Source organism: Rhodoferax sp. RT4P68 (assembly GCF_056521305.1).
Window position 1 is genome coordinate 280,596 of record NZ_JBWMBB010000005.1, and the last position, 22,058, is coordinate 302,653.

General features: G+C 67.6%; 18 protein-coding genes. 8 read left to right on the forward strand and 10 right to left on the reverse strand.

The window, feature by feature from the left end; all coding sequences use genetic code 11:
* Positions 1-6: 6 nt before the first annotated feature.
* The 3 genes from secD to AC099J_RS13275 all read right to left on the reverse strand — a co-directional run bounded on the left by secD (position 7) and on the right by AC099J_RS13275 (position 6,044).
* Positions 7-1,890, reverse strand: a complete 1,884-nt coding sequence (gene secD / locus AC099J_RS13265; RefSeq protein WP_479615726.1) for a protein translocase subunit SecD — start codon at positions 1,888-1,890, stop codon at positions 7-9.
* A 38-nt stretch (positions 1,891-1,928) separates the two neighbouring features.
* Positions 1,929-2,264 carry a preprotein translocase subunit YajC gene (yajC, locus tag AC099J_RS13270; RefSeq protein ID WP_479615727.1) on the reverse strand — a complete coding sequence of 112 codons (336 nt, stop codon included), beginning with the start codon at positions 2,262-2,264 and terminating at the stop codon, positions 1,929-1,931.
* Between the two features lie 174 nt (positions 2,265-2,438).
* Positions 2,439-6,044 (reverse strand): indolepyruvate ferredoxin oxidoreductase family protein, encoded by a 3,606-nt coding sequence (locus AC099J_RS13275; RefSeq protein WP_479615728.1) that lies wholly within the window; start codon positions 6,042-6,044, stop codon positions 2,439-2,441.
* Between the two features lie 145 nt (positions 6,045-6,189).
* On the opposite strand from AC099J_RS13275, the gene AC099J_RS13280 reads away from it, so the two are divergent.
* Together AC099J_RS13280 and AC099J_RS13285 are read left to right on the forward strand one after the other, a co-directional pair.
* Complete coding sequence (locus AC099J_RS13280) at positions 6,190-6,669, forward strand: Lrp/AsnC family transcriptional regulator (RefSeq protein WP_479615729.1); 480 nt, start codon at positions 6,190-6,192, stop codon at positions 6,667-6,669.
* Positions 6,670-6,733: 64 nt separating this feature from the next.
* Complete coding sequence (locus tag AC099J_RS13285; protein WP_479615730.1) at positions 6,734-7,714, forward strand: tripartite tricarboxylate transporter substrate binding protein; 981 nt, start codon at positions 6,734-6,736, stop codon at positions 7,712-7,714.
* A gap of 34 nt (positions 7,715-7,748) precedes the next feature.
* On the opposite strand, the gene AC099J_RS13290 is transcribed toward AC099J_RS13285, so the two are convergent.
* Positions 7,749-8,558, reverse strand: a complete 810-nt coding sequence (locus AC099J_RS13290) for a DODA-type extradiol aromatic ring-opening family dioxygenase (protein ID WP_479615731.1) — start codon at positions 8,556-8,558, stop codon at positions 7,749-7,751.
* 211 nt (positions 8,559-8,769) lie between these two features.
* Between AC099J_RS13290 and AC099J_RS13295 the strand changes: the two genes are divergently transcribed.
* Positions 8,770-9,225, forward strand: a complete 456-nt coding sequence (locus tag AC099J_RS13295; RefSeq protein ID WP_479615732.1) for a hypothetical protein — start codon at positions 8,770-8,772, stop codon at positions 9,223-9,225.
* 310 nt (positions 9,226-9,535) lie between these two features.
* Here AC099J_RS13295 and mrdA read toward each other — a convergent pair whose 3' ends face one another.
* From mrdA to AC099J_RS13315, 4 genes are read right to left on the reverse strand one after another with little or no spacing between them, the layout of a single operon-like run.
* The gene (gene mrdA / locus AC099J_RS13300; protein ID WP_479615733.1) at positions 9,536-11,572 is read right to left on the reverse strand and encodes a penicillin-binding protein 2; all 2,037 of its coding nucleotides are present in this window, start codon (positions 11,570-11,572) and stop codon (positions 9,536-9,538) included.
* A 13-nt stretch (positions 11,573-11,585) separates the two neighbouring features.
* The gene (gene mreD, locus AC099J_RS13305; protein ID WP_479615734.1) at positions 11,586-12,116 is read right to left on the reverse strand and encodes a rod shape-determining protein MreD; all 531 of its coding nucleotides are present in this window, start codon (positions 12,114-12,116) and stop codon (positions 11,586-11,588) included.
* Entirely contained in the window at positions 12,113-13,033 is a 921-nt protein-coding gene (mreC, locus tag AC099J_RS13310; protein WP_479615735.1) for a rod shape-determining protein MreC, read from the reverse strand. Before mreC ends, mreD begins: the two co-directional genes overlap by 4 nt.
* A gap of 15 nt (positions 13,034-13,048) precedes the next feature.
* Positions 13,049-14,092, reverse strand: a complete 1,044-nt coding sequence (locus tag AC099J_RS13315) for a rod shape-determining protein (RefSeq protein WP_479615736.1) — start codon at positions 14,090-14,092, stop codon at positions 13,049-13,051.
* Between the two features lie 203 nt (positions 14,093-14,295).
* Between AC099J_RS13315 and gatC the strand changes: the two genes are divergently transcribed.
* From gatC to gatB, 3 genes are read left to right on the forward strand one after another with little or no spacing between them, the layout of a single operon-like run.
* Positions 14,296-14,595, forward strand: a complete 300-nt coding sequence (gene gatC / locus AC099J_RS13320; protein ID WP_479615737.1) for an Asp-tRNA(Asn)/Glu-tRNA(Gln) amidotransferase subunit GatC — start codon at positions 14,296-14,298, stop codon at positions 14,593-14,595.
* Positions 14,596-14,598: 3 nt separating this feature from the next.
* Positions 14,599-16,065, forward strand: a complete 1,467-nt coding sequence (gene gatA / locus AC099J_RS13325) for an Asp-tRNA(Asn)/Glu-tRNA(Gln) amidotransferase subunit GatA (RefSeq protein WP_479615738.1) — start codon at positions 14,599-14,601, stop codon at positions 16,063-16,065.
* 1 nt (position 16,066) lies between these two features.
* A complete protein-coding gene (gene gatB / locus AC099J_RS13330) occupies positions 16,067-17,563 on the forward strand; it encodes an Asp-tRNA(Asn)/Glu-tRNA(Gln) amidotransferase subunit GatB (RefSeq protein WP_479615739.1) in 1,497 nt (498 codons plus the stop codon).
* Between the two features lie 69 nt (positions 17,564-17,632).
* Here the strand turns inward: gatB and AC099J_RS13335 are convergent, their stop codons facing one another.
* Both AC099J_RS13335 and pyrE read right to left on the reverse strand, forming a co-directional pair.
* Positions 17,633-18,271: a DUF4124 domain-containing protein gene (locus AC099J_RS13335; RefSeq protein WP_479615740.1), complete on the reverse strand. Its 639-nt coding sequence runs from the start codon at positions 18,269-18,271 to the stop codon at positions 17,633-17,635.
* A complete protein-coding gene (gene pyrE / locus AC099J_RS13340; RefSeq protein WP_479615741.1) occupies positions 18,268-18,984 on the reverse strand; it encodes an orotate phosphoribosyltransferase in 717 nt (238 codons plus the stop codon). Before pyrE ends, AC099J_RS13335 begins: the two co-directional genes overlap by 4 nt.
* Positions 18,985-18,994: 10 nt before the next feature.
* Between pyrE and AC099J_RS13345 the strand changes: the two genes are divergently transcribed.
* The gene (locus AC099J_RS13345) at positions 18,995-19,786 is read left to right on the forward strand and encodes an exodeoxyribonuclease III (protein WP_479615742.1); all 792 of its coding nucleotides are present in this window, start codon (positions 18,995-18,997) and stop codon (positions 19,784-19,786) included.
* A 59-nt stretch (positions 19,787-19,845) separates the two neighbouring features.
* Complete coding sequence (locus AC099J_RS13350; protein WP_479615743.1) at positions 19,846-21,990, forward strand: sensor domain-containing diguanylate cyclase; 2,145 nt, start codon at positions 19,846-19,848, stop codon at positions 21,988-21,990.
* The last annotated feature ends 68 nt before the right edge of the window (positions 21,991-22,058 follow it).

The window sequence follows — 22,058 nt, forward strand, 5'->3', positions numbered from 1 at the left end:
GGTCGCTTATTCGGCCGTCATGGCCATGGTGTCGGTCTTGGGGCGCCAGACGGTGCCGATGGACACGCTCTTGAGCTTCTTCTTGCCGCCATACCAGAGGTTGACCAGCGCGCGCGAGAAGAACACGGCCGAGAACATGGAGGTCACGATGCCGATGCAGTGCACGACGGCGAAGCCGCGGATGGGCCCCGAACCGAAGGCCAGCAGCGCGACGCCGGCGATCAGCGTGGTGATGTTGGAATCCAGAATCGTGCCCCACGCCCGGTCGTAACCGGCGTGGATCGCCGCCTGCGGCGCGGCGCCGTTGCGCAGCTCCTCGCGCACGCGCTCGTTGATCAGCACATTCGAGTCGATCGCCACGCCGATGGCAAGCGCCATGGCGGCGATGCCCGGCAGCGTCAGCGTGGCCTGCAACATGGACAGCACAGAGACCAGGAGCAACAGGTTGACGGCCAGCGCGATGGAAGAGAACACGCCGAACAGCGCGTAGTAGGCGCACATGAACACCATGATGGCCAGGAAGCCATACAGCACGCTGTTGAAGCCCTTGCTGATGTTGTCCGCTCCCAGGCTGGGGCCGATCGTGCGCTCCTGGATGATCTCCATCGGCGCGGCCAGTGAGCCCGCGCGCAGCAGCAGCGAGGTGTCGTTGGCCTCGACGGTCGTCATGCGGCCGGAAATCTGCACGCGCCCCCCGCCGATTTCGGTGCGGATCACCGGCGCCGTGACGACCTCGCCCCGGCCCTTTTCGAACAGGATGATGGCCATGCGCTTGCCGACGTTCTCGCGCGTCACGTCCTTGAAGATGCGCGAGCCCTTGGCGTCCAGCGTCAGGTTGACGGTGGGCTCCTGCGTCTGGCCATCGAAGCCGGGCTGGGCGTCCGTCAGGTTCTCGCCGGTCAGCACGACCTGGCGCTTGACGATGACCGGCTGGCCGCTGCGGTCCAGGTAGCGCTCGGCGCCGAACGGCACGGCGCCGCCGCTGGTCTCTGCCGTGCGGGCCTCGGTGCTCTCGTCGACCAGGCGCACTTCCAGCGTTGCGGTGCGGCCCAGGATGTCCTTGGCCTTGGCCACGTCCTGCACGCCGGGCAGCTGCACGACGATGCGTTCCAGGCCCTGCTGCTGGATCACCGGCTCGGCCACGCCCAGCTCGTTGATGCGGTTGTGCAGCGTGGTGATGTTCTGCTTGAGCGCAGCGTCCTGCAGGCGACGCGCGGCCTCGGGCTTGATGGTGGCGACCAGCCGCAGGCTGCCCGGGTCGCTCGGCGCGGCAGCGTCGAGGTCGGGGAACTGGTCCTGGATCACGCGCCGGGCCGCGGCCATGGCCTCGGCGTCGCGGAAGGCGATCTCCACCGTCTGCCCACTGCGGTTGACCGAGGCTCCGCGGATGCTCTTGTCACGAAAAGCCGTGCGCAGATCGCCGGCAAAGGATTCGGCGCGCTTGTCGATGGCGCCCTTCATGTCCACCTGCAGCAGGAAGTCCACGCCACCGCGCAGGTCCAGCCCAAGATACATGGGATAGGCATTCAGCGCGCGCAGCCAGGACGGCGAGCGTGACACCAAATTCAGGGCCACCACGTACGCCGGGTCGGACGGGTCCGGCACGAAGGCGCGCTGCAGGACATCGCGCGCCTTGAGTTGCTCATCCGGCGTGGCGAAGCGGGCCCGCACCGACGTGCCGTCCAGGCTGACCAGATCGGGGGTGAGCCCGTTGTCCTTGAGCAGCTGGGCGACGCGCTCTTGCGTTGCCCCGTCGACCTTGACACTGGCCTTGCCCGAAGACACCTGCACGGCAGGCGCTTCCCCGAAGAAATTGGGCAGGGCATAGACCAAGCCCAGGAGCAGCACGACCACGATGGTGACGTACTTCCATGCCGGATAACGGTTCATGATCGCTTTCGCCCGCGAGGGACGACTTTCACAGAGACTTACTTGACCGTGCCCTTGGGCAGAACCTGGACCACGGCATGACGCTGCAACTGCACCTCGACGCCGTTGGCGATTTCCACGCCCAGCGTGCCTTCGCCGATCTTGGTCACCTTGCCGATCAACCCGCCAGACGTGGCCACTTCATCGCCCTTGGCCAGGGCGTCGATCATGGCGCGGTGCTCCTTTTGCTTTTTCATCTGGGGCCGGATCATGATGAAGTACAGCACCACGAACATCAACACCAGCGGCAGCATGCTGCCCAGCGAAGACATCAGGTCACCGCCGCCGGACGGTGCGGCAGGTGCGGTTTGTGCATAAGCAGTAGAAATCAGCACGGGAAGAACTCCAGAGAAAGACGCGAACGACAAATGCACCAATCCGCGCCGGCATGCACGCGGATCGGGCGAAAAACACAGGATTGTATGCGGCGCCCCCAGGGGCCACCGGCGAGGCCCCAGCCGGCATAAGGCCGGCGCCGGGCGTGGGGAATCAGGCTTTGCGCCCGGTCTTCAGGCGGCGCGCTGGCGCACCGCCGGATCGCGGAACGCAACCTGCAGCTGCGCCCACTGCTGCCGTGCCGCCAGGAGGTTGCGCTCCTTGACGTGGCCGTAGCCTTTGATCTGCTCGGGAATGCGCGCGATGTCCAGCGCCAGGGCATGGTTGGCGGCGTTCAGGCCGGCCAACACGTCGTCGATGCTGGCGCGGTACTCGGCAATCAACGCGCGCTCGGTCTTGCGCTCCTCGGTGCGTCCGAACACGTCCAGCGCAGTGCCGCGCAGCCCCTTGAGCTTGGCCAGAAGCCTGAACCCGGTCAGCATGGACGGGCCGAACTTGCGCTTTTGCAGCTCACCCTTGGCGTTCTTCTTCGCCGTCATGGGCGGTGCCAGGTGGTAGTTCAGCGTGTAGTCGCCCTCGAACATGCCGTGCACACGGGCCAGGAAGGCCGGGTCGGTGTGCAGCCGGGCGACCTCGTACTCGTCCTTGTAGGCCATCAGCTTGAACAGATAGCGCGCCACGGCCTCGGCCAGCGGCAGATGCTTGGGCGTGCCCATGGCCTGCTCGCGCACGCGCACCTTCTCCACGAAGGCCTGGTAGTCGGCCGCGTAGGCGGCGTTCTGGTAGCCGGTCAGGAATTCGACGCGGCGCGCGACCATCTGGTCCAGCGTCTCGCGCTTCTTGAACTCGATGACTTGCTGGCTGGTCGATGCGCCCAGCAGCTGGTCGACCGACACCGGATCTGCCGCCGCGCGGCGCCCCCAGGCGAAGGCCGCCTTGTTCTGGTCCACGGCCACGGCGTTCAGCTCGATGGCGCGCGTGATCGAGGCCAGCGCGAGCGGAATCCAGCCCTTCTGCCAGGCGTAGCCCAGCATCATCGGATTCACATAGATGGTGTCGCCCATCAGTTCCTTGGCCGCAGCATCGGCGTCGAAGCGGCCCAGGCCGGCCTCGCCGACGATCTGAGCCAGCTCGGCAGCACAGGCCTCGGCCGGGTTCTGCCACTCGGTGTTGCGCACGAAGGCGGCCGTGGGCGCGCCATGCAGGTTCAGCGCCACATGGGTGCGGCCGCCCCGCATGCGCATGGTCGATTCCTTGTGCGCGGCGACCAGCGGGTCACAACCCAGCACCAGATCTGCCGCCGCCATCGAGACGCGGGTGGTGCGGATGTCATCCTGGCGCGGGCCGATCAGCACGTGGCTCCATGTGGCGCCGCCCTTTTGCGCCAGGCCCGCCGCGTCCTGCGTGACGATGCCCTTGCCTTCCAGGTGCGCGGCCACGCCCAGCAGCTGGCCGATGGTGATGACGCCGGTGCCGCCCACGCCGGCGACCACGATGCCCCAGGTGCCGTTCAACACCGGCAACGTGGGCTCAGGCAGTTCGCCCAGCGAGAACGGCGAGGGCGACTGCGACTTGGATTTGCCCTTGAGCTTGCCACCTTCCACCGTGACGAAGCTGGGGCAAAAGCCCTTCAGGCAGCTCATGTCCTTGTTGCAGGTGCTCTGGTTGATCGTGCGCTTGCGGCCGAACTCGGTCTCCAGCGGCTCGACCGACAGGCAGTTGGACTGCACGCTGCAATCCCCACAGCCCTCGCATACCAGCTCGTTGATGACGACGCGCTGGGCCGGGTCCACGGCCGTGCCGCGCTTGCGGCGGCGGCGCTTCTCGGTGGCGCAGGTCTGGTCGTAGATGATGGCCGTGGTGCCCGGCATCTCGCGGAACTGGCGCTGGATCTCGTCCAGCTCGTCGCGGTGGTGGATCTTGACGTTGTCACCGGGCACCGTGACGCCCTGGTACTTCTCGGGCTCGTCGGTCACGACCACGACCCTCTTGGCGCCCTCGGCGTGCAGGCTTTCGGCGATCTGCAGCACCGAATGGCCTTCGGGCCGCTCGCCGACCTGCTGGCCACCCGTCATCGCGACCGCGTCGTTGTAGAGGATCTTGTAGGTGATGTTCACGCCGGCCGCGATGCTCTGGCGGATCGCCAGCAGCCCGCTGTGGAAGTAGGTGCCGTCGCCCAGGTTGGCAAAGATGTGCTGGTCGGTGGTGAACGGCTGCTGGCCGACCCAGGGCACGCCCTCGCCGCCCATCTGCGTGAAGCCGATGGTGGAGCGGTCCATCCAGGTCGCCATGAAGTGGCAGCCGATGCCGCCCATGGCGCGCGAGCCTTCCGGCACCTTGGTCGAGGTGTTGTGCGGGCAGCCCGAGCAGAACCACGGCAGCCGGTCCGCGCCTTGCACGCCGCCGAGCTCGAGCACCTGCATGGAGCGTTCCTTGGCCTCCAGAATCGCCAGCTGCGCGTCCACCCGGGCCACCATGTCGGCACCGCCGGCGGCCAGCACGCCGGTCTTCTTCAGGCGCTGGGCCAGCGCCTTGGCGATAAGCGCCGGCGACAGGTCGGCGTTGGCGCGCAGCAGCGTGTTGGCCGTGGGGTTGGCCATCGACCATTCGCCGCCGGAGAAATCGCCCTCGACCTCGTTGAACTTGCCCAGCACATTGGGCCGCACGTCCGACCGCCAGTTGTACAGCTCTTCCTTGAGCTGGTATTCGATGACCTGGCGCTTTTCCTCGACCACCAGAATCTCCTGCAGGCCGGTGGCGAAGTCGCGCGTCAGCTGCGCCTCCAGCGGCCACACCACGCCGACCTTGTGCAGGCGGATGCCGAGCTGGCGACAGCTGGCGTCATCCAGGCCCAGGTCCAGCAGGGCCTGGCGCGTGTCGTTGTAGGCCTTGCCGCTGGCGATCAGGCCATAGCGGTCGTTCGGCCCTTCGATGGCGTTGTAGTTCAGCTTGTTGGCGCGGATGTAGGCCAGCGCGGCGTACCACTTGTAGTGGAACAGGCGGGCTTCCTGCTCCAGCGCGTGGTCGGGCCAGCGGATGTGCAGGCCGCCCTCGGGCATCTGGAAGTCGGTGGGGATCTGGATCTGCACCCGCTCCGGGTCGATCATGGCCGTGGCGCTGGATTCGACGATCTCCTGGATCGTCTTCATGCCGGCCCAGACGCCCGAAAAGCGGCTCATCGCAAACGCGTGGATGCCCAGGTCCAGGATCTCCTGCACATTGGTCGGGAAGAACACCGGCAGCCCGCAGGCCTTGAAGATGTGGTCGCTCTGGTGCGCGGCGGTCGAGCTTTTGGAGATGTGGTCGTCACCGGCCACCGCGATCACGCCACCCCAGGGCGTGGTGCCGGCCATGTTGGCGTGCTTGAACACGTCCGAGCAACGGTCCACGCCCGGGCCCTTGCCATACCAGATGCCGAACACGCCGTCGAACTTGTTGGTGCCCGGTGGCGAGAAGCCCAGTTGCTGCGTGCCCCACAGGGCCGTGGCCGCCAGCTCTTCGTTGACGCCGGGCTGGAACACGATGTTCTGCGCCTTCAGGAACTTGCTGGCCTTCCACAAGGCCTGGTCATAGCCACCCAGCGGCGAACCCCGGTAGCCGCTGATGAAGCCGGCGGTGTTCTTTCCGACCTGGGCGTCGCGCAGGCGCTGCAGCATGGGCAGCTTGACCAGCGCCTGGACGCCGCTCATGAAGGCGCGGCCGTGGTCCAGGCTGTACTTGTCGTCCAGCGTGACGGTTTCCAGCGCTTTGCGGATGTGTTCGGGCAGGGGGGCGTTCATCGTGGGGTCTCCAGGTGGGCCGCCGCCTCGTCAGCAGCGCGTGACATTCTGCCGGCCAGTGTAGGCAGGCGCGGGCGATATGTGCTTTCTTTTGATTCCCTGTTTGGGTGGCATTTAGAAAGGTTCTTGCTCAAAATGCCGACTTATGGAAACACTCGACAAGTTTGATCTGATCATCCTGCAAGAACTGCAAGCCGACGGCCGCCTTAGCAATGCCGAGCTGGCGCAGCGGGTGGGTTTGTCGGCCGCGCCTTGCTGGCGGCGTGTGAAGGCGCTGGAGGAAGCCGGCTTCATCAAGGGCTACCACGCCGAGATCGACCGCCGCAAGATCGGCCTGGGCGTGCTGGCCTTCGTGCGGCTGGATGCCGACCGCAACAGCGGCAACGTCACGCGCGAGTTGGAGGACGCGATCCGCAAGATCCCCGAGGTGGTGGCCTGCCACTACATCAGCGGCGCCGGCACCTTCGAGCTGCAAGTCGTCTCACGCGACCTGGACAGCTTTGCGCAGTTCGCACGCGAAGTGCTCATCAACCTGCCCGACGTGAAGGACCTGCACACCCGCTTCTCGCTGGGCGAGGTCAAGGACAGCAGCGCCCTGCCGCTCAAGCACCTGAAACCTGCGTGACGCGTGTAGTGATTGATCTGCGCCACACTGGCCGGCCCACCACGACCGTCTAGGAGACCACACGATGCAGCTTTCCCGCCGACAGATCCTCGCCGCTCTCGCCGCTGGTGCCGCCAGTGCCACCGGCCCCGTGCTGGCCCAATCCACCCCCTGGCCCGAGCGGCCGATCCAGCTGCTCATCCCCTATCCGCCCGGCGGCAGCACCGATCTGATCGCCCGGCCGCTGTCGATCAAGCTGCAGGAGCGCCTGGGCCAGCCCGTGGTGCTGGACTACAAACCCGGCGCCGGCGGCACCGTGGCCTCGCAGGCCGCCGCGCGGGCCAAGCCCGACGGCCACACCTTCATCATGGTGCTGGCGGCGCACGCCATCAATGCCAGCCTCTACCCCAAGCTGCCCTACGACACGCGCAAGGATTTCACGCCTGTCTCGCTGGTGGCCAATCTGCCGCTGCTGGTCTGCGCCAGCCCGTCGCTGAAGGCGCGCAACATCGCCGAGCTGATCGCCGAGGCCAAGGCCAACCCGGGCCGGATCACCTATGGCTCGGCCGGCAACGGCAACACCAGCCACCTGGCGGTCGAGTACTTCGCCAGCGTCGCCGGCATCAAGCTGAGCCACGTGCCCTACAAGGGCAGCGCGCCGATGGTCAACGCCATGCTGGCCGGCGAGGTGCAGCTGAGCTTCGACAGCGCCTCGACCTCGCTGCCGCATGTGCAGTCCGGCCGCCTGCGCGGGCTGGCCGTGACCGGCAACACGCGCCTGCCGATGCTGGCGGACGTGCCGACGATGGAGCAGGCCGGCGTGACGGGCTTTGTCGTCAATGGCTGGTATGCGGTGCTGGCCCCGGCCGGCACGCCAACTGCGGTGACGGAGCGCATGGCCCGCGAGATCGCCACGGTGGTCGCGCAGCCGGACATCAAGGCACAGCTGGAGGGCGGTGGCTACCAGCTGGTCGGCTCGACCCCGGCCGAGCTCGGCCAGCACATCGAAGCCGAGATCACGCGCTGGGCCAAGGTGGTGAAAGATTCCGGCGCGCGGATCGATTGAGTCAAGCAGACGTCACGCCTTGGGGTGCGTCACCTCACGCCAGGGCGAAACTGTCCATGGCCAGCATGCCGTGCATGACCTCGCGCGTCAGGTAGTCGACGCTGGCCGGTGCGCCGCCACCCCAGCCTGCCGCACCCAGGGCGAAGAAGATCGGCAGGAAGTGGTCTTCCGATGGATGGGCGCGCGCCGCGTGGGGCGCCTGGCGCCGGTAGTCCAGCAAGGCCGCCTTGTCGCCGCGCTGCACGGCATCCTCGACCCAGCGGCTGAAATCCACGACGTAAGGCGCCGCATCGCGCGCACCGCCGAAGAACTCCGACAGGTTGTGCGTCATGCTGCCCGAGCCGACCACCAGAACGCCCTGAGCCCGCAGCCCAGCCAGCGCGGCGCCCATGGCGTAGACCTCGGCCGGGCCGGCCTCGGCGGGGAGAGCCACCTGCACCAGCGGCACGTCGGCCTTTGGGAACAGATGCATCAGCGGCACCCACGCGCCGTGGTCGAACGGACGCTCCGCATCGGCCCACGCATGCAGGCCGGCGCCCTGCAGGCACTGCAACACCTCGTCCGCCAGCGCGGGTGCGCCGGGCGCCGGGTACTGCAACGCGTAGAGCGGCTTGGGAAAGCCGCCGAAGTCATGCCAGGTGGCGGGCGCTGCGCCGGTCATGACGGCGGCCACCGGCGCCATCCAGTGCGGCGACATCACGACCACACCGCGCAAACCATCTGGCAGGGATGCCACCAGCGCCGCGCCCCAGCGCCGCAGCGCCGGGCCGCTGGCGCCAGGCTCCAGCGCGAACATGGGCGAACCGTGGGAGACGAACAGGGCGGGAAGGGTGGGCAATGACATGGTGAATTCCTCGCAGGCTGCAGCGCGCAACCCGCACCACCACTGTAGGCCGCACTGCCCGCTGCAGGCGCCGGTCGCGTTTGACGACGCGGTTCAAACGCTTTGCATGGCGCCCGCAGGACGCGCGCGCACAGGATGCGGCGAACAGGCCGGCATTCCCCGCTCACCACCGCCGCTCGGTGCGTGAAGCGTCTTCTTACAATCACGCGCCATGCACTCCCGCTACCTGCAAGCCGAAAGCCCTTGGAACACCGACCTGCTGCTGCCACTGGTGGAGGACAACTCCGGCCTGTTGGAAATTCAGATCCTGCTGGGGGGCCTGTCACTGGTGCTCAGTCGCGTGCACCCGGAGTTCACGCAGTCCCACTTTCTGGGCACCCGGCGCATCGTCATGCGGTTGACGCGGGCGGTCGAATACAAGGATGCCGCCAAGGCGCATTTCGACAGTGCAGATCTGCAGCAGGCGCTGAGAGAGACCGGTCGTGCACTCGATCCCGGCACGTTGTTGACCTTGAAGAAAGTCCTCGCCGCAACGCTCAAGCAGGAGGCGCTGTCTGCGCGCCACGAACGCCAGGACGACTTCACCATGAGTGACTATCTGGCCGAAGAGGATTTGTTGGGCAAGCAGGCGCAGGCGGCGTCGTCCCGCGGATCACTTTCCAGTTGAGTACATGCATGGCAACCGTGGTCGCACGCGTCGTGCGTACATCCTGACAATAGCCTGACACCGGGTTTGTCCCGATTCAGAATTGTTCGCGAGCTAATAGAGTCCGTCGGTTGCTCACTGGCAAGCCCAAGTGAGCGCGTGAGGACCGAGGAGACAACTCGAATTTGAACAATACGACTCAGGCATCCGAACGAGATGTTTTCCCTGTAGCGCCGCTGATGCGGCGCTTTTTTTTGCCCGTCGTTTGCGTGGCATCGGCGTGCAGTTGGTCCGCCTGCGCTGCGCGCGCCCGGGCGTTGTCGACGCTGGTTCAGCGCTGCAGCGCGACGCGGACGGCAGCGCCAGCCTCAGGTGCCGCAGGGTCGGCCGGGGCAGCCCGTGCGGCCGACGCCCCGAGCATCGGCGGGCCCGGCAGGTCGGGCACCTCGGAGATCGCACGCGGCTTGCCCACAGGCGGGCCGCCCTGGCCGCGCCGCACGTGGGCCATGTCGATTTCGCTCGGGTACTGGCCATTGACCCAGAAATCGAACACCCGCCGGGCGATCGGTGCCGCCGCTTCAGCGCCCCAGCCGGCGTTTTCGACGATCAGTGCCAACGCGATGGTGGGGTCGGCCGCCGGGGCGAACGCCATGTACACCGCGTGGTCGCGCTGGTGCTCCTCCAGTTTGGACGCGTTATAGCGGCTCTTCTGGCCGATGGTCACCGCCTGCGCCGTGCCGGTCTTGCCGCCTGACAGGTAGGCCGCGCCGGCGAACACGCGCGTCGCCGTGCCCTCCTGCGTGACGCCGACCAACGCCCGCCGCACCGCTGCCACGTGGGCCGGTTTGTAGCCCAGGTCTTCGGGCGGCTCGCGGTAGACCAGGCTGCGCTCGCGCGTCATGCTGTTCTCCACTGCCAGCACCAGGTGCGGCCGATGCTTGATGCCGTTGTTCGCCACGATGGCGGTGGCCTGTGCCAGCTGCAACATGGTGAAGGTGTTGTAGCCCTGGCCGATGCCCAGCGAGATGGTCTCGCCGGCGAACCATTTCTGCTGCTCCGGTCGGCGGTAGGCCTTGCGCTTCCAGGCCTGGCTGGGCAGCACGCCGCGCACTTCGCCGTGGATGTCGATGCCCGTGATCTGGCCGAAGCCCAGTGGCTTCATGAAGTTGTGGATCAGGTCCACCCCCATGTCGTTGGCGAGCGAGTAGTAATAGACGTTGCTGGACTTCACGACGCTGCGGTGCAGGTCGACCGCGCCCAGCCCGCCCTCGCCGTGGCTGCGGTAGGTGTGGCCGCCGAAGGTCCAGGAGCCGCCGTCGTAGGTGATGTCGCCCGGCCGGCGCTTGCCGGTTTCCAGCGCCGCCAGCGCCATGAAGGGTTTGTAGGTCGAGCCCGGCGGGTAGGTGCCGCGCAGCGCGCGGTTCAGCAGCGGGCGGTCCAGCGATTCGCTGAGCGCGCTCCAGCTCTCCTGGTCGATGCCTTCGACGAACAGGTTGGGATCGAACGTCGGCTTGCTGACAAAGGCCAGCACCTCACCGGTCTTGGGATCGATCGCCACCAACGCCCCCCGGCGATCGCCATACAGGTCTTCCACGAGCTTCTGCAAGCGGATGTCCAGCGACAGCACCACGGTGTTGCCCGGCGTGGCCTTGCTGCTGGCCAGGCGTCGCACGGCCCGGCCACCGGCCGAGGTCTCGATCTGCTCGACGCCGGTCTTGCCATGCAGTTCGGCCTCGAAGCTCTGCTCCACCCCCAGCTTGCCGATGTATTCGGTGCCGCGGTAGTTGTCCTCCTCGTCGGACTCTTCCAGCCGCTCTTTCTCGGCGGCGTTGATGCGGCCGATGTAGCCGACCACATGGGCGCCCAGCTCACCCTGCGGATAGCTGCGAAACAGCCGGGCCTTGATGTCCATGCCGGGGAAGCGGTAACGCTGGGCCGCGAAACGCGCCACCTCCTCGTCGGTCAGCCGCGTGCGGATCGGCAGCGATTCGAAATTGCGCGACTCGTCCATCAGCTTGCGGAAACGGCGCCGGTCGCGTGGCGAAATCTCGATGACCTCGGACAGCGCGTCGATGGCCGGCTCCAGCGGCCCGGCCTTGGACGGCGTGATCTCCAGCGTGTAGGCCGAGTAATTGCTCGCCAGCACCACGCCGTTGCGGTCCAGGATGTGGCCGCGCGTGGGCGCCACCGGCACCACGGCCGTGCGGTTGTTCTCGGCCTGGGCGCGCAGATCGTCATGGCGCACGACCTGCAGGTGCACCAGCCGCGCGAACAGGCCCATGAAGGCCAGCACCACGACCACGCCCACGATCAGCAGGCGCCAGCGGAACTGCGCGATCTCGCGTTCGACGTCCTTGAATTCGGTCATGGCATGCCCTGGTTCACAACGGCCTGTTGGCGTCCGGGTCGGGCGCTCGGCGCTGCGGCAGCAGCAGCGCCACGCTGACCACCGGCCACAGCAGCGCCTCCAGCACCGGCCCCAGCATCAGCCAGATCCCGGGAAAGCTGCCGCCCCCCACCATGCGCAGCACCAGCTCGATGGCATGGGCCACCAGGAACAGCGGCAGCACCTGCAGCGCCTGCACCGGGACGGGGAACCATAGCAGCCGCCGGTGGATCGTGATGGCCAGGTAACCCAGCACGGTGTAGGCCATCGCGTGCTGTCCCAGCCACGCGGCCTGGTGCACGTCCATGCACAGCCCCAGCACGAAAGCCGTGCCGACCCCCACGCGCTGCGGCTGGTGCACCGTCCAGAACACCAGCACCACGGCGACGAAGTCGGGTATCCACGGCGCACGGCCCCACAGGCCCATGTTCTGCATCATGTTCAGCACCAGCGCTGCGAGCAGGCTGGCCCAGATGAACACGGGGCTGGCTGGCAGCAGCAACTGCTGGCCACGGCGCATGATCATCGCGATGCTCCCTTCGCCGGGGCGGGCGCTGCCTCGTCCTTCACGGCCGCGCCGTCACGCGGCGTCGTCAGCGGCTGCAACACGATCACATGGCGCACGCCAGAGAGCAGCGACAGCGGGCGACAGTAGATCCGCGCGAAGGCCGAATCGGCTTGGCGCTCCACCGACTCGACCATGGCCACCCGCAGGCCGGCCGGGTAGACACCATCGACACCGCTGGTCGACAGCAGGTCACCCACCTGCACATCGGAATTGCCGGCCATGAAGCGCAGTTCCAACACGCCGCCCAAATACCCCGGGTTGCCGTAGGCCACGCTGCGCGCGCCGGTGCGCGTGTTCAGCACGGGAATGGCCTGGTCGCGGTCGATCAGCAGGGTCACCTCGCTGACCAGCGGCAGCACGCGCGTCACCTGGCCCAGCACGCCCGCCTCGTCCAGCACCGGCGCGCCGGCGACGACGCCATGCGTCATGCCTCGGTCGATGATGACCTTGCGGGTGTACGGATCGGCGGCGTCGTAGAGCACCTCGGCCGCCTGGCCTGGCGTGGCGAGCTGCTCGCGCAGGCCCAGCAGGCGGCGCAGGCGTTCGTTCTCCAGCGCCAGCAGGTCGGCCTGGCCAGCACGCTGCGATTGCAGGGCCAGCTTGCGCGTGGCGGCATCGGCGCGGGCCTGCACTTCGGTCAGGCCATCCATGTAGCCGGCGCCGCCCTGCAGCAGACGCACCGGCCCCATGGCCAGCCATTGGACGGGGTAGAGCACCGTGGAAATACCGGCGCGCAGTGGCCGCATGATGGCAAAGCGCGCGTCCGCGACCATCAGGAACAGCGCAAACGCGCTGAAAAACATCAGCTTGGTGAGCGCCGACGGGCCTTGCTTGAAGAACGGCGGCGGGGTCCTGTCCAGCGTACCGAGTGGCATCGCCGCCCCTGGCGCCTATTCGCTGGTGAAGATGGACCCGAGCCTGTCCATCCGCTCCAGCGCAATGCCGCACCCGCGCACCACGCAGGTCAACGGGTCTTCGGCCACCAGCACCGGCAGGCCGGTTTCCTCGGCCAGCAGGCGGTCCAGGTCGCGCAGCAGCGCGCCGCCGCCGGTCAGCATCATGCCGCGCTCGGCGATGTCGGCTCCCAGTTCGGGCGGCGTCTGCTCCAGCGCGTTCTTGACGGAGGCGACGATGTTGTTCAGCGGGTCGGTCAGCGCCTCCAGGATCTCATTGGACGAGATCGTGAAGCTGCGCGGCACGCCTTCGGACAGGTTGCGGCCCTTGACTTCCATCTCCTTGACCTCGGAGCCCGGAAAGGCCGAACCGATGTGCTTCTTGATGGACTCGGCCGTCGGCTCGCCGATCAGCATGCCGTAGTTGCGGCGGATGTAGTTGATGATGGCGTCGTCGAAACGGTCGCCCCCCACGCGCACGCTGCCCTTGTAGACCATGCCGCCCAGGCTGATGACGCCGACTTCGGTCGTGCCGCCGCCGATGTCCACCACCATGGAGCCGCTGGCCTCGGACACCGGCAGGCCGGCGCCCAGCGCGGCGGCCATCGGCTCTTCGATCAAGTAGACCTGCGAGGCGCCGGCGCCCAGGGCGGATTCGCGGATGGCGCGGCGTTCGACCTGGGTCGAGCCACAGGGCACGCAGATGATGATGCGTGGGCTGGGCCGGAAGACCCCGCGCGGATGCACCATCTTGATGAACTGCTTGAGCATCTGCTCGGTGACGGTGAAGTCGGCGATGACGCCATCCTTCATCGGCCGGATGGCCTCGATGTTGCCGGGCACCTTGCCCAGCATGGCCTTGGCTTCCTTGCCGACGGCCTGGATCGTTTTCTTGCCCTGCGGCCCACCTTCGTGGCGGATCGCCACCACGGAGGGCTCGTCCAGCACGATGCCCTTGTCACGTACGTAGATCAGGGTATTGGCCGTGCCAAGATCGATCGCCAGGTCGGTGGAGAAATACCGACGAAAAGCACCAAACATTGAAAAATTCCTCTCGGGGCACGGCACGCGCTTCGGCATGCGGTCGCCCTCTGCATCAGGTCGAAACTGGGGGTGTTGAGCGCATTTGCCGGCCCTTTGCGGGCCGTTGCGCAAAGGCGGGATAATACCCGATCCCCCCGTAGAAACCCCCTGCAAAGCCTCTGGCGATGTGTTTGTACGGCATTGTTGCTTGCTTGTTTGCCATGTCCCTGACCTCCACCGACATCACCCGCATCGCCGACCTGGCACGCCTGGAACTGGCGAGCGCCGAGAGCGCGCGCATGCTGACCCAGATCAACGGCTTCTTCGACATCGTGGAGCGCATGCGCGCGGTGGACACCACCGGCGTGGAGCCGCTGGCCCACCCCAGCAGCGTGCTGGCCGATGTGGTGTTGCGCCTGCGCGATGACGTGGCGAGCGAGCCGGACCAGCGCGACGCGAACCAGCGCAGCGCGCCGGCGGTCGAGCGCGGGCTGTTCCTCGTGCCCAAGGTGATCGAGTAAGCCATGGCCCTGGATCTGCACAACACCTCGGTCGTCGACCTGGCCGCCCGCCTGAAGGCGCGTGAACTCTCGGCCGTCGAGGCGGCCCAACATTTTCTCGCCCGCATCGACGCGCACCGGGCGCTTGGCGCCTTCGTCGCGCTCGATGCAGACGCCACGCTGGCCCAGGCGCGCGCGGCCGACGCGGCCATCGCCGCCGGCACGGCCGGCCCGCTGGCCGGCGTGCCGATCGCGCACAAAGACATCTTCGTCACGCGCGACTTTCCCACCACGGCCGGCTCGAAGATGCTGCAGGGCTACCGCTCGCCGTTCGACGCGACCACGGTCGCACGCCTGGCAGCTGCCGGCGCGGTGACGCTGGGCAAGCTCAACTGCGATGAGTTCGCGATGGGCTCGTCCAACGAGAACTCGGCCTACGGCGTGGTGCACAACCCCTGGGACACCAGCCGCATCCCGGGCGGCTCGTCGGGCGGCAGCGCAGCGGCGGTGGCAGCGCGCCTCACGCCGGCCGCCACTGGCACGGACACTGGTGGCTCGATCCGCCAGCCGGCCTCGTTCTGCGGTGTGACCGGCATCAAGCCGACCTACGGCCGTGCCTCACGCTACGGCATGGTGGCCTTTGCTTCCAGTCTGGACCAGGCCGGGCCGATGGCGCGCAGCGCCGAAGACTGCGCGCTGCTGCTGTCCACGCTCTGCGGCCCGGATCTGGACCGCGACTCCACCTCGCTGGACCTGCCCGCCGAGGACTACAGCCGCCAACTGAACGACCGCCTGGACGGCCTGCGCATCGGCGTGCCCAAGGAATTCTTCGGCGACGGCCTGTCGGCCGATGTCCGCACCGCCATCGACGCGGCGCTGAAGCAGTACGAGGCCCTGGGCGCGCGGCTGGTCGAGATCTCGCTGCCGCGCACCGAGCTGTCGATCCCGGTCTACTACATCATCGCGCCGGCCGAGGCCAGCTCCAACCTCAGCCGCTTCGACGGCGTGAAGTTTGGCCACCGCGCAGCGCAGCACGGCGACCTGCTGGACATGTACAAGAAGTCACGCGCCGAAGGCTTCGGCGACGAGGTCAAGCGCCGCATCATGATCGGCACCTATGTGCTGAGCCACGGCTACTACGACGCCTACTACCTGAAGGCGCAGCAGATCCGCCGCCTCATTGCGGATGACTTCCAGCAGGCCTTCCAGACCTGCGATGCCATCGCCGGCCCGGTCGCGCCCACGGTGGCCTGGAAGCTTGGCGACAAGGCCGACGACCCGGTCGCCAACTACCTGGCCGATATCTTCACGCTGCCCGGCTCGCTGGCCGGCCTGCCGGGCATGAGCCTGCCCTGCGGCTTCGGTGAAGGCGGCATGCCGGTCGGGCTACAGCTGATCGGCAACTATTTCGGCGAGGCCAAGCTGCTGAACGCGGCGCACCGCTTCCAGCAGGTGACCGATTTCCACCTCCGCGCACCGGGGGGTTTTTGAGATGACTGAAGCCATCAACACCTTCGAGGCGGCGCAGATCGGCCGCCCCACCGGCCCGCTGGTGCGTGGCTATGAAGTCGTCATCGGCTTCGAGACCCACGCACAACTGTCCACGGCCAGCAAGATTTTCAGCCGCGCGTCCACGGCCTTCGGCGCCGAGCCGAACACGCAGGCCTGCGCGGTCGACCTCGCGCTGCCGGGCACGCTGCCGGTCATGAACAAGGGCGCGGTCGAGCGCGCGATCCGCCTCGGGCTGGCGCTGGGCTCCACGATTGCGCCGCGCAGCATCTTCGCGCGCAAGAACTACTTCTACCCTGATCTGCCCAAGGGCTACCAGATCAGCCAGTACGAGATCCCCGTCGTGCAGGGCGGCACAGTCAGCTTCTACCTGGGCGACGAGCACAAGACCGTGCGCCTGGTGCGCGCCCACCTGGAAGAAGACGCCGGCAAGTCGCTGCACGAGGACTTCGTTGGCCAATCCGGCATCGACCTGAACCGCGCCGGCACGCCGCTGCTGGAGATCGTGACCGAGCCGGACATCCGCTCGTCCGCCGAAGCCGTGGCCTACGCCCGCGAGCTGCACAAGATCGTCACCTGGATCGGCATCTGCGACGGCAACATGCAGGAAGGCAGCTTCCGCTGCGACGCCAATGTCTCGGTGCGCAGGCCCGGCGAGAAGCTGGGCACGCGGCGCGAGATCAAGAACCTGAACAGCTTCAAGTTCATGCAGCAGGCCATCGACTACGAGGTGCGCTGGCAGATCGAGCAGATCGAAGACGGCCACGCGATCCAGCAGGCCACCGTGCTGTACGACCCCGACACGGGCGAGACGCGCGCCATGCGCACCAAGGAAGACGCGGCCGACTACCGCTACTTCCCCGACCCGGACCTGCCGCCGCTGGTGATTGCGCCCGAGTGGGTGGAGCAGGTGCGCGCCGAGATGCCCGAGTTGCCGCGCGCCATGGCGCAGCGCTTCGTCGCCGACTACGGCCTGCCCGCCTACGACGCGGCGCAGCTGACGCAGAGCAAGGCCATGGCCGCCTACTTCGAGGAAGCGGCCCGCGCCAGCGGCCAGGCCAAGCTGGCCAGCAACTGGACCATGGGCGAGCTGCCGCGACGGCTCAACGCAGGCGAGACCGGCATCGACCAAGCCCCGGTGTCGGCCGCCCAGCTGGGCGCGCTGATCGCCCGCATCGCCGACAACACCATCTCCAACAGTGCCGCGCGCCAGGTGTTCGATGCGCTGTGGAGCGGCGAGGGCACGCAGGTGGACGCCGTCATCGAGGCCAAGGGCCTCAAGCAGATGAACGACGACGGTGCGCTGGAGGCCATCCTGGACACCGTCATCGCCGCCAACGCCGACAACGTGGCGCAGTTCAAGGCCGGCAAAGACAAGGCCTTCAACGCGCTGGTCGGCCAGGCCATGAAGGCCAGCAAAGGCAAGGCCAACCCGGCCCAGGTCAACGCGCTGCTGCGCAAGAAGCTGGAAAGCGCCTAGGCGCAAAGCGGGGCACCTTGGGCCTCGCCTTCCGGCGAGCGCCGTCGGGCAGCCGGGCGGCCCTGGCGCCTACGGCCGGCCCGGCTGGGCCTGCGACCACAGCTGGCGCAGGCGGGACAGCTCATCGTCGAAGCGGGCATTGATGCGCTGCTTCTCGGCCTCCTGGTCGGCGATGAAGCGCTTCTGCGCGGCCATGCTGGCGTTGTTCTCGTCCACCAGACGGCGCAGCTTGGGCGGCACCTTGTCGGGCTCGCCTTGGTAGAACTCCAGCTCGTTGTTGATGCCCACGCGCTCTTTGTCCAGCTCACCCACCCGCTTTTGTGCCGTGGCGATCACCTCGTCGACCAGGCTCAGCGCGGACAGGCGCTCGCGGTCGTGCGTCTCCTGGTTGCGATAGCGCATCAAGATCGCGCGGTTGCGGCGACGCTCCTCGGCGACACGCGCCTGGTCCTCGGCCGCACGGCGATCACGCTCCTCCTGGGCCGCGCGCTCCTGCGCCGTGAGCGAGGGACCGACGTTGCGCCGCACCGTGCCGCTGGGGTTCAATTCTTTCTGCGAACGGTCGATGCACTCGACGATCGGCCGGTCCGACGTGATGCGGTTGCCGCGCCCGTCCACGCAGGTGTAGATGCCGGGTTGCGCCAGCGCGTGGCCCGCCCAGGCTGCCATCACCACCATCAAGCCCTGCCGCGCGCACCTGAGGCTCACGATGGCATGTCCCGCAGTACCCCGTAGCGCTGGCGGTAGGCCAGGACACGTGCGTGGTGTTCGGCCAGGCCATCGGCGCGGCCGGCTTCCAGATAGCGCAGCAGATCCTGCAACTCGGCAATCGCGCAGACCTGCAGGCCCAACTGCTCGCGCACGTACTGCACGGCGCTGTGCGGCACGTCGCGCCCGTTCTCGGTCGCCATCTCCTGGCGGTCCAGCGCGATGACCACGGCGTGCGGCGTGGCACCGGCCGCGCGGATCAGCGCGATCGATTCACGCACCGCCGTGCCGGCCGACATCACGTCGTCGACCACCAGCACCCGACCCTTGAGCGGCGCGCCGACCAGGCTGCCGCCCTCGCCATGGTCTTTGGCTTCCTTGCGGTTGTAGGCAAACGGCAGGTTGCGGCCGCGACGCGCGAACTCCACCGCCAGGGCCGCTGCGAGCGGAATGCCCTTGTAGGCCGGCCCGAAGATCATGTCGAACTGCAGCGGGCTGGCCTGCAGGGCCGACGCATAAAATTCCGCCAGCCGGCCCAGCTTGGCCCCATCGTCGAACAAGCCGGCATTGAAAAAATACGGGCTCATGCGGCCCGCCTTGGTCTTGAATTCGCCGAACCGCAGCACGCCTGCGTCGACAGCAAAACGCACGAAATCCTGGGCCAGACCAGCCGGTTCGCCATCGCGCGACGCATCGGCCTGTTGATCCACCATGGGGGCATCCTTGTTCAAATTGACCAGCCTGAATCTCAACGGCATCCGTTCCGCCACCAGCAAGGGGGTTGAAGCCTGGCTCGCGGCAACGGCGCCGGATTCTATTTGCGTACAGGAGGTCAAAGCCCAGCACGCCGACGTGCAGGGCCGCTTTGAGCAACTTGCGGGACTGCAGGGGTATTTCCATTTTGCCGAGAAGAAGGGCTATTCGGGTGTGGCGATCTACAGCCGGCATGTTCCGAGCGACGTACGGATCGGCTTTGGCGCACCGGAGTTCGACGCCGAAGGCCGCACCATCGAATTGCGCTTCGACACGCCGGCGCGCAAGTTCTCGCTGATCAGCTGCTATTTCCCCAGCGGCTCCTCGGGCGAGATCCGCCAGGCTGCCAAGTTCCGCTTCCTCGACCTGTTCGACCCCTACCTCGTCGCGCTGAAGCGCGAACGCGAATTCATCCTGTGCGGCGACGTCAACATCGCGCACCAGCAAATCGACCTGAAGAACTGGCGCAGCAACCAGAAGAACAGTGGCTTCCTGCCCGAGGAACGCGCGTGGATGGGCAAGCTGCTGTCGGAAACCGGGCTGATCGATGTCTACCGCCGCCTACATCCCGAGACCACCAGTGAGTGTTATACGTGGTGGAGCAACCGCGGCCAGGCCTGGGCGAACAACGTGGGCTGGCGGCTGGACTACCAACTGGCCACGGCAGCAACCGCTGCCCATGCCCGCAGCGCTGCTGTGTTCAAGGACCAGCGCTTCTCCGACCACGCGCCGCTGACGATCGACTACGACATGACCCTCTGATCAACGGGATCGCCGGGCCTGTGCGAGGCCATACTGTTGCAGGAACCATCTTCATGACCGTGCCCGCACCACTCCCCGACAACGAGGCCGAACGTCTCGCGCGCCTGCGCGAACTGATGGTGCTGGACAGCGCGCCGGAGCCACTGTTCGATTCGCTGACACACATGGCCTCGCAGGTCTGCGGCACGCCCATCAGCCTGGTGAGCCTGGTCGACGCCGAGCGCCAGTGGTTCAAGGCCGAAGTCGGGCTGCCCGGCGTCGGCGAGACACCGCGCGACGTGTCGTTCTGCGCCCATGCGATCTTGCAGGGCGAGGTCTTCGAGGTGCCAGACCCGCGCGAAGACGACCGTTTCGCGGCCAACCCGTTCGTCACGGGGCCAGCCTGCGTCGGCTTCTACGCCGGCGCCCCGCTGACGCTGCGCGGTGGCGAGCGCATCGGCACGCTGTGCGTGATCGACCACCACGCGCGGCATCTGAGCCCGGAGCAGACCCGCACCCTGCAGGATCTGGCGCAGCTGGTGAGCCAGGCCCTGGAGATGCGGCGCGACCTGATCGAGCGTTCGTTGGCGGTGCGCAGCGCACACGAGATGATCCTGGCCGAAAGCGAGGCGCAGCATCGCGCGGTGCTGGACGGGCAGTCCGAACTGGTGGCGCTGTCGCGCCCCGACGGCACCCTGGTCTATGTCAACCAAGCCTATGCCACCCACCTGGGCCGCACGCCGCAGCAGATGCTGGGCGCCAACCTGTTCGACTACGTGCACGCGGCCGACCGCGGGCAGGTGCGCGCGATGTTGCACCACGTGCTGGCCAGCGGCGAGGCCGGTGCCGGCGAGAACCGCATGGTCGAGCCGGATGGTGCAGAGCGCTGGATCTCCTGGACCAACGCCTGCCGGCCGGACGCGCACGGCCGGGTGATGCTGCACTCGGTCGGCCGCGACGTGACCGCCCGCAAGCTGGCCGAGATGCGGCTGGCCGCCAGCGAGCGCTTTTTGCGCCAGATCACCGACAGCCTGCCCGCGCGCATCGCCTATGTGGACCAGGACAGAAGGTACCGTTTTGCCAACCGCGCGCAGGCCGAACGCTTCGGCCGCCAACGCAACGAGGTGATGGGCCAGACCCGCAGCGCGCTGCTGCACCGCGAGCCCGACCCGCAGGTGCGCGCGCGTGCCGAACTGGCGCTGGCCGGCCAACCGCAGCATTTCGAATTCGATGACCAGGTGGACGGCCAGCTGCGACGCATCGACAGCCAGTTGATCCCGGACCTGGCCGACGATGGAACGGTGCGCGGCATGTTCACGATCGGCATCGACATCACCGCGCGCAGCGAGACCGAGCGCGCTCTGTTGCGCCAGACCGCCACGCTGCATTCGGTGGCCGAGGTCGTGCCGGCCATGGTCGCGGTGGTGGGGACCGATTGGTGCTACCGCTTCGTCAACAGCGCGTTCGCGGGCTGGCACGGCCTGTCGCGTGAGGACGTGACCGGCCGCCAGGTGCAGGATGTGCTGCGCCCTGCCGAGTTCGAGCTGCTGCAGCCACGCATGGCGCTCGCCATGGCCGGCGAGACGCAGGAGCACGAGCTGCACTTCCCCGACCGCGCCATCCAGCACCTGGCCGCCAGCTGCATTCCGTTGCGGCTGGACAGCGGCGCACTGGATGGCTTCGTGTTCGTGGCGCAGGACATCACCCAGCACCGGCGCGAGGCCCTGCGCCTGCTCGATCTGAGCCAGCGCGACCCGCTGACCGGTCTGTTGAACCGCGCCGGCTTCGAAGCCTGGATGCAGCATCAGGCGACCGCGCCCGGCGGCGAGGCGCTGGCCTTGCTGTGCATCGACCTGGACCATTTCAAGGCCGTGAACGACCAGCACGGCCACCCAGCCGGCGACGCGGTGCTGCGCGACTTCGCCGAGCGGCTGCGCGGCCTGGTGCGCCCGATCGATGCCGTGGCACGGCTGGGCGGTGACGAATTCGCCGTGGTGCTGGCCGGCGTGCGCAAAGCCGGGCCGGTGCAGGCGCTGGCCGACAAGATCCTGGCCGCCGCGCACCTGCCCTTCTCGTACGGTGCGCTGCAACTGTCGATCGGTGCCAGCGTGGGCACGGCCCTGATCGTGGACCGGCAACAGGGCTGGCCCGAGCTGCTGGTCCGTGCCGACGCCATGCTCTACAAGGCCAAGGCGCAGGGCCGCGGGGGGCAGGCTGGGGTATGACGCACAACCCCCAGGCGGCTTCGCCTGGCAGGGCCTGCTCTGCGGCCGATGGCGGCGCGGCTTGCCAG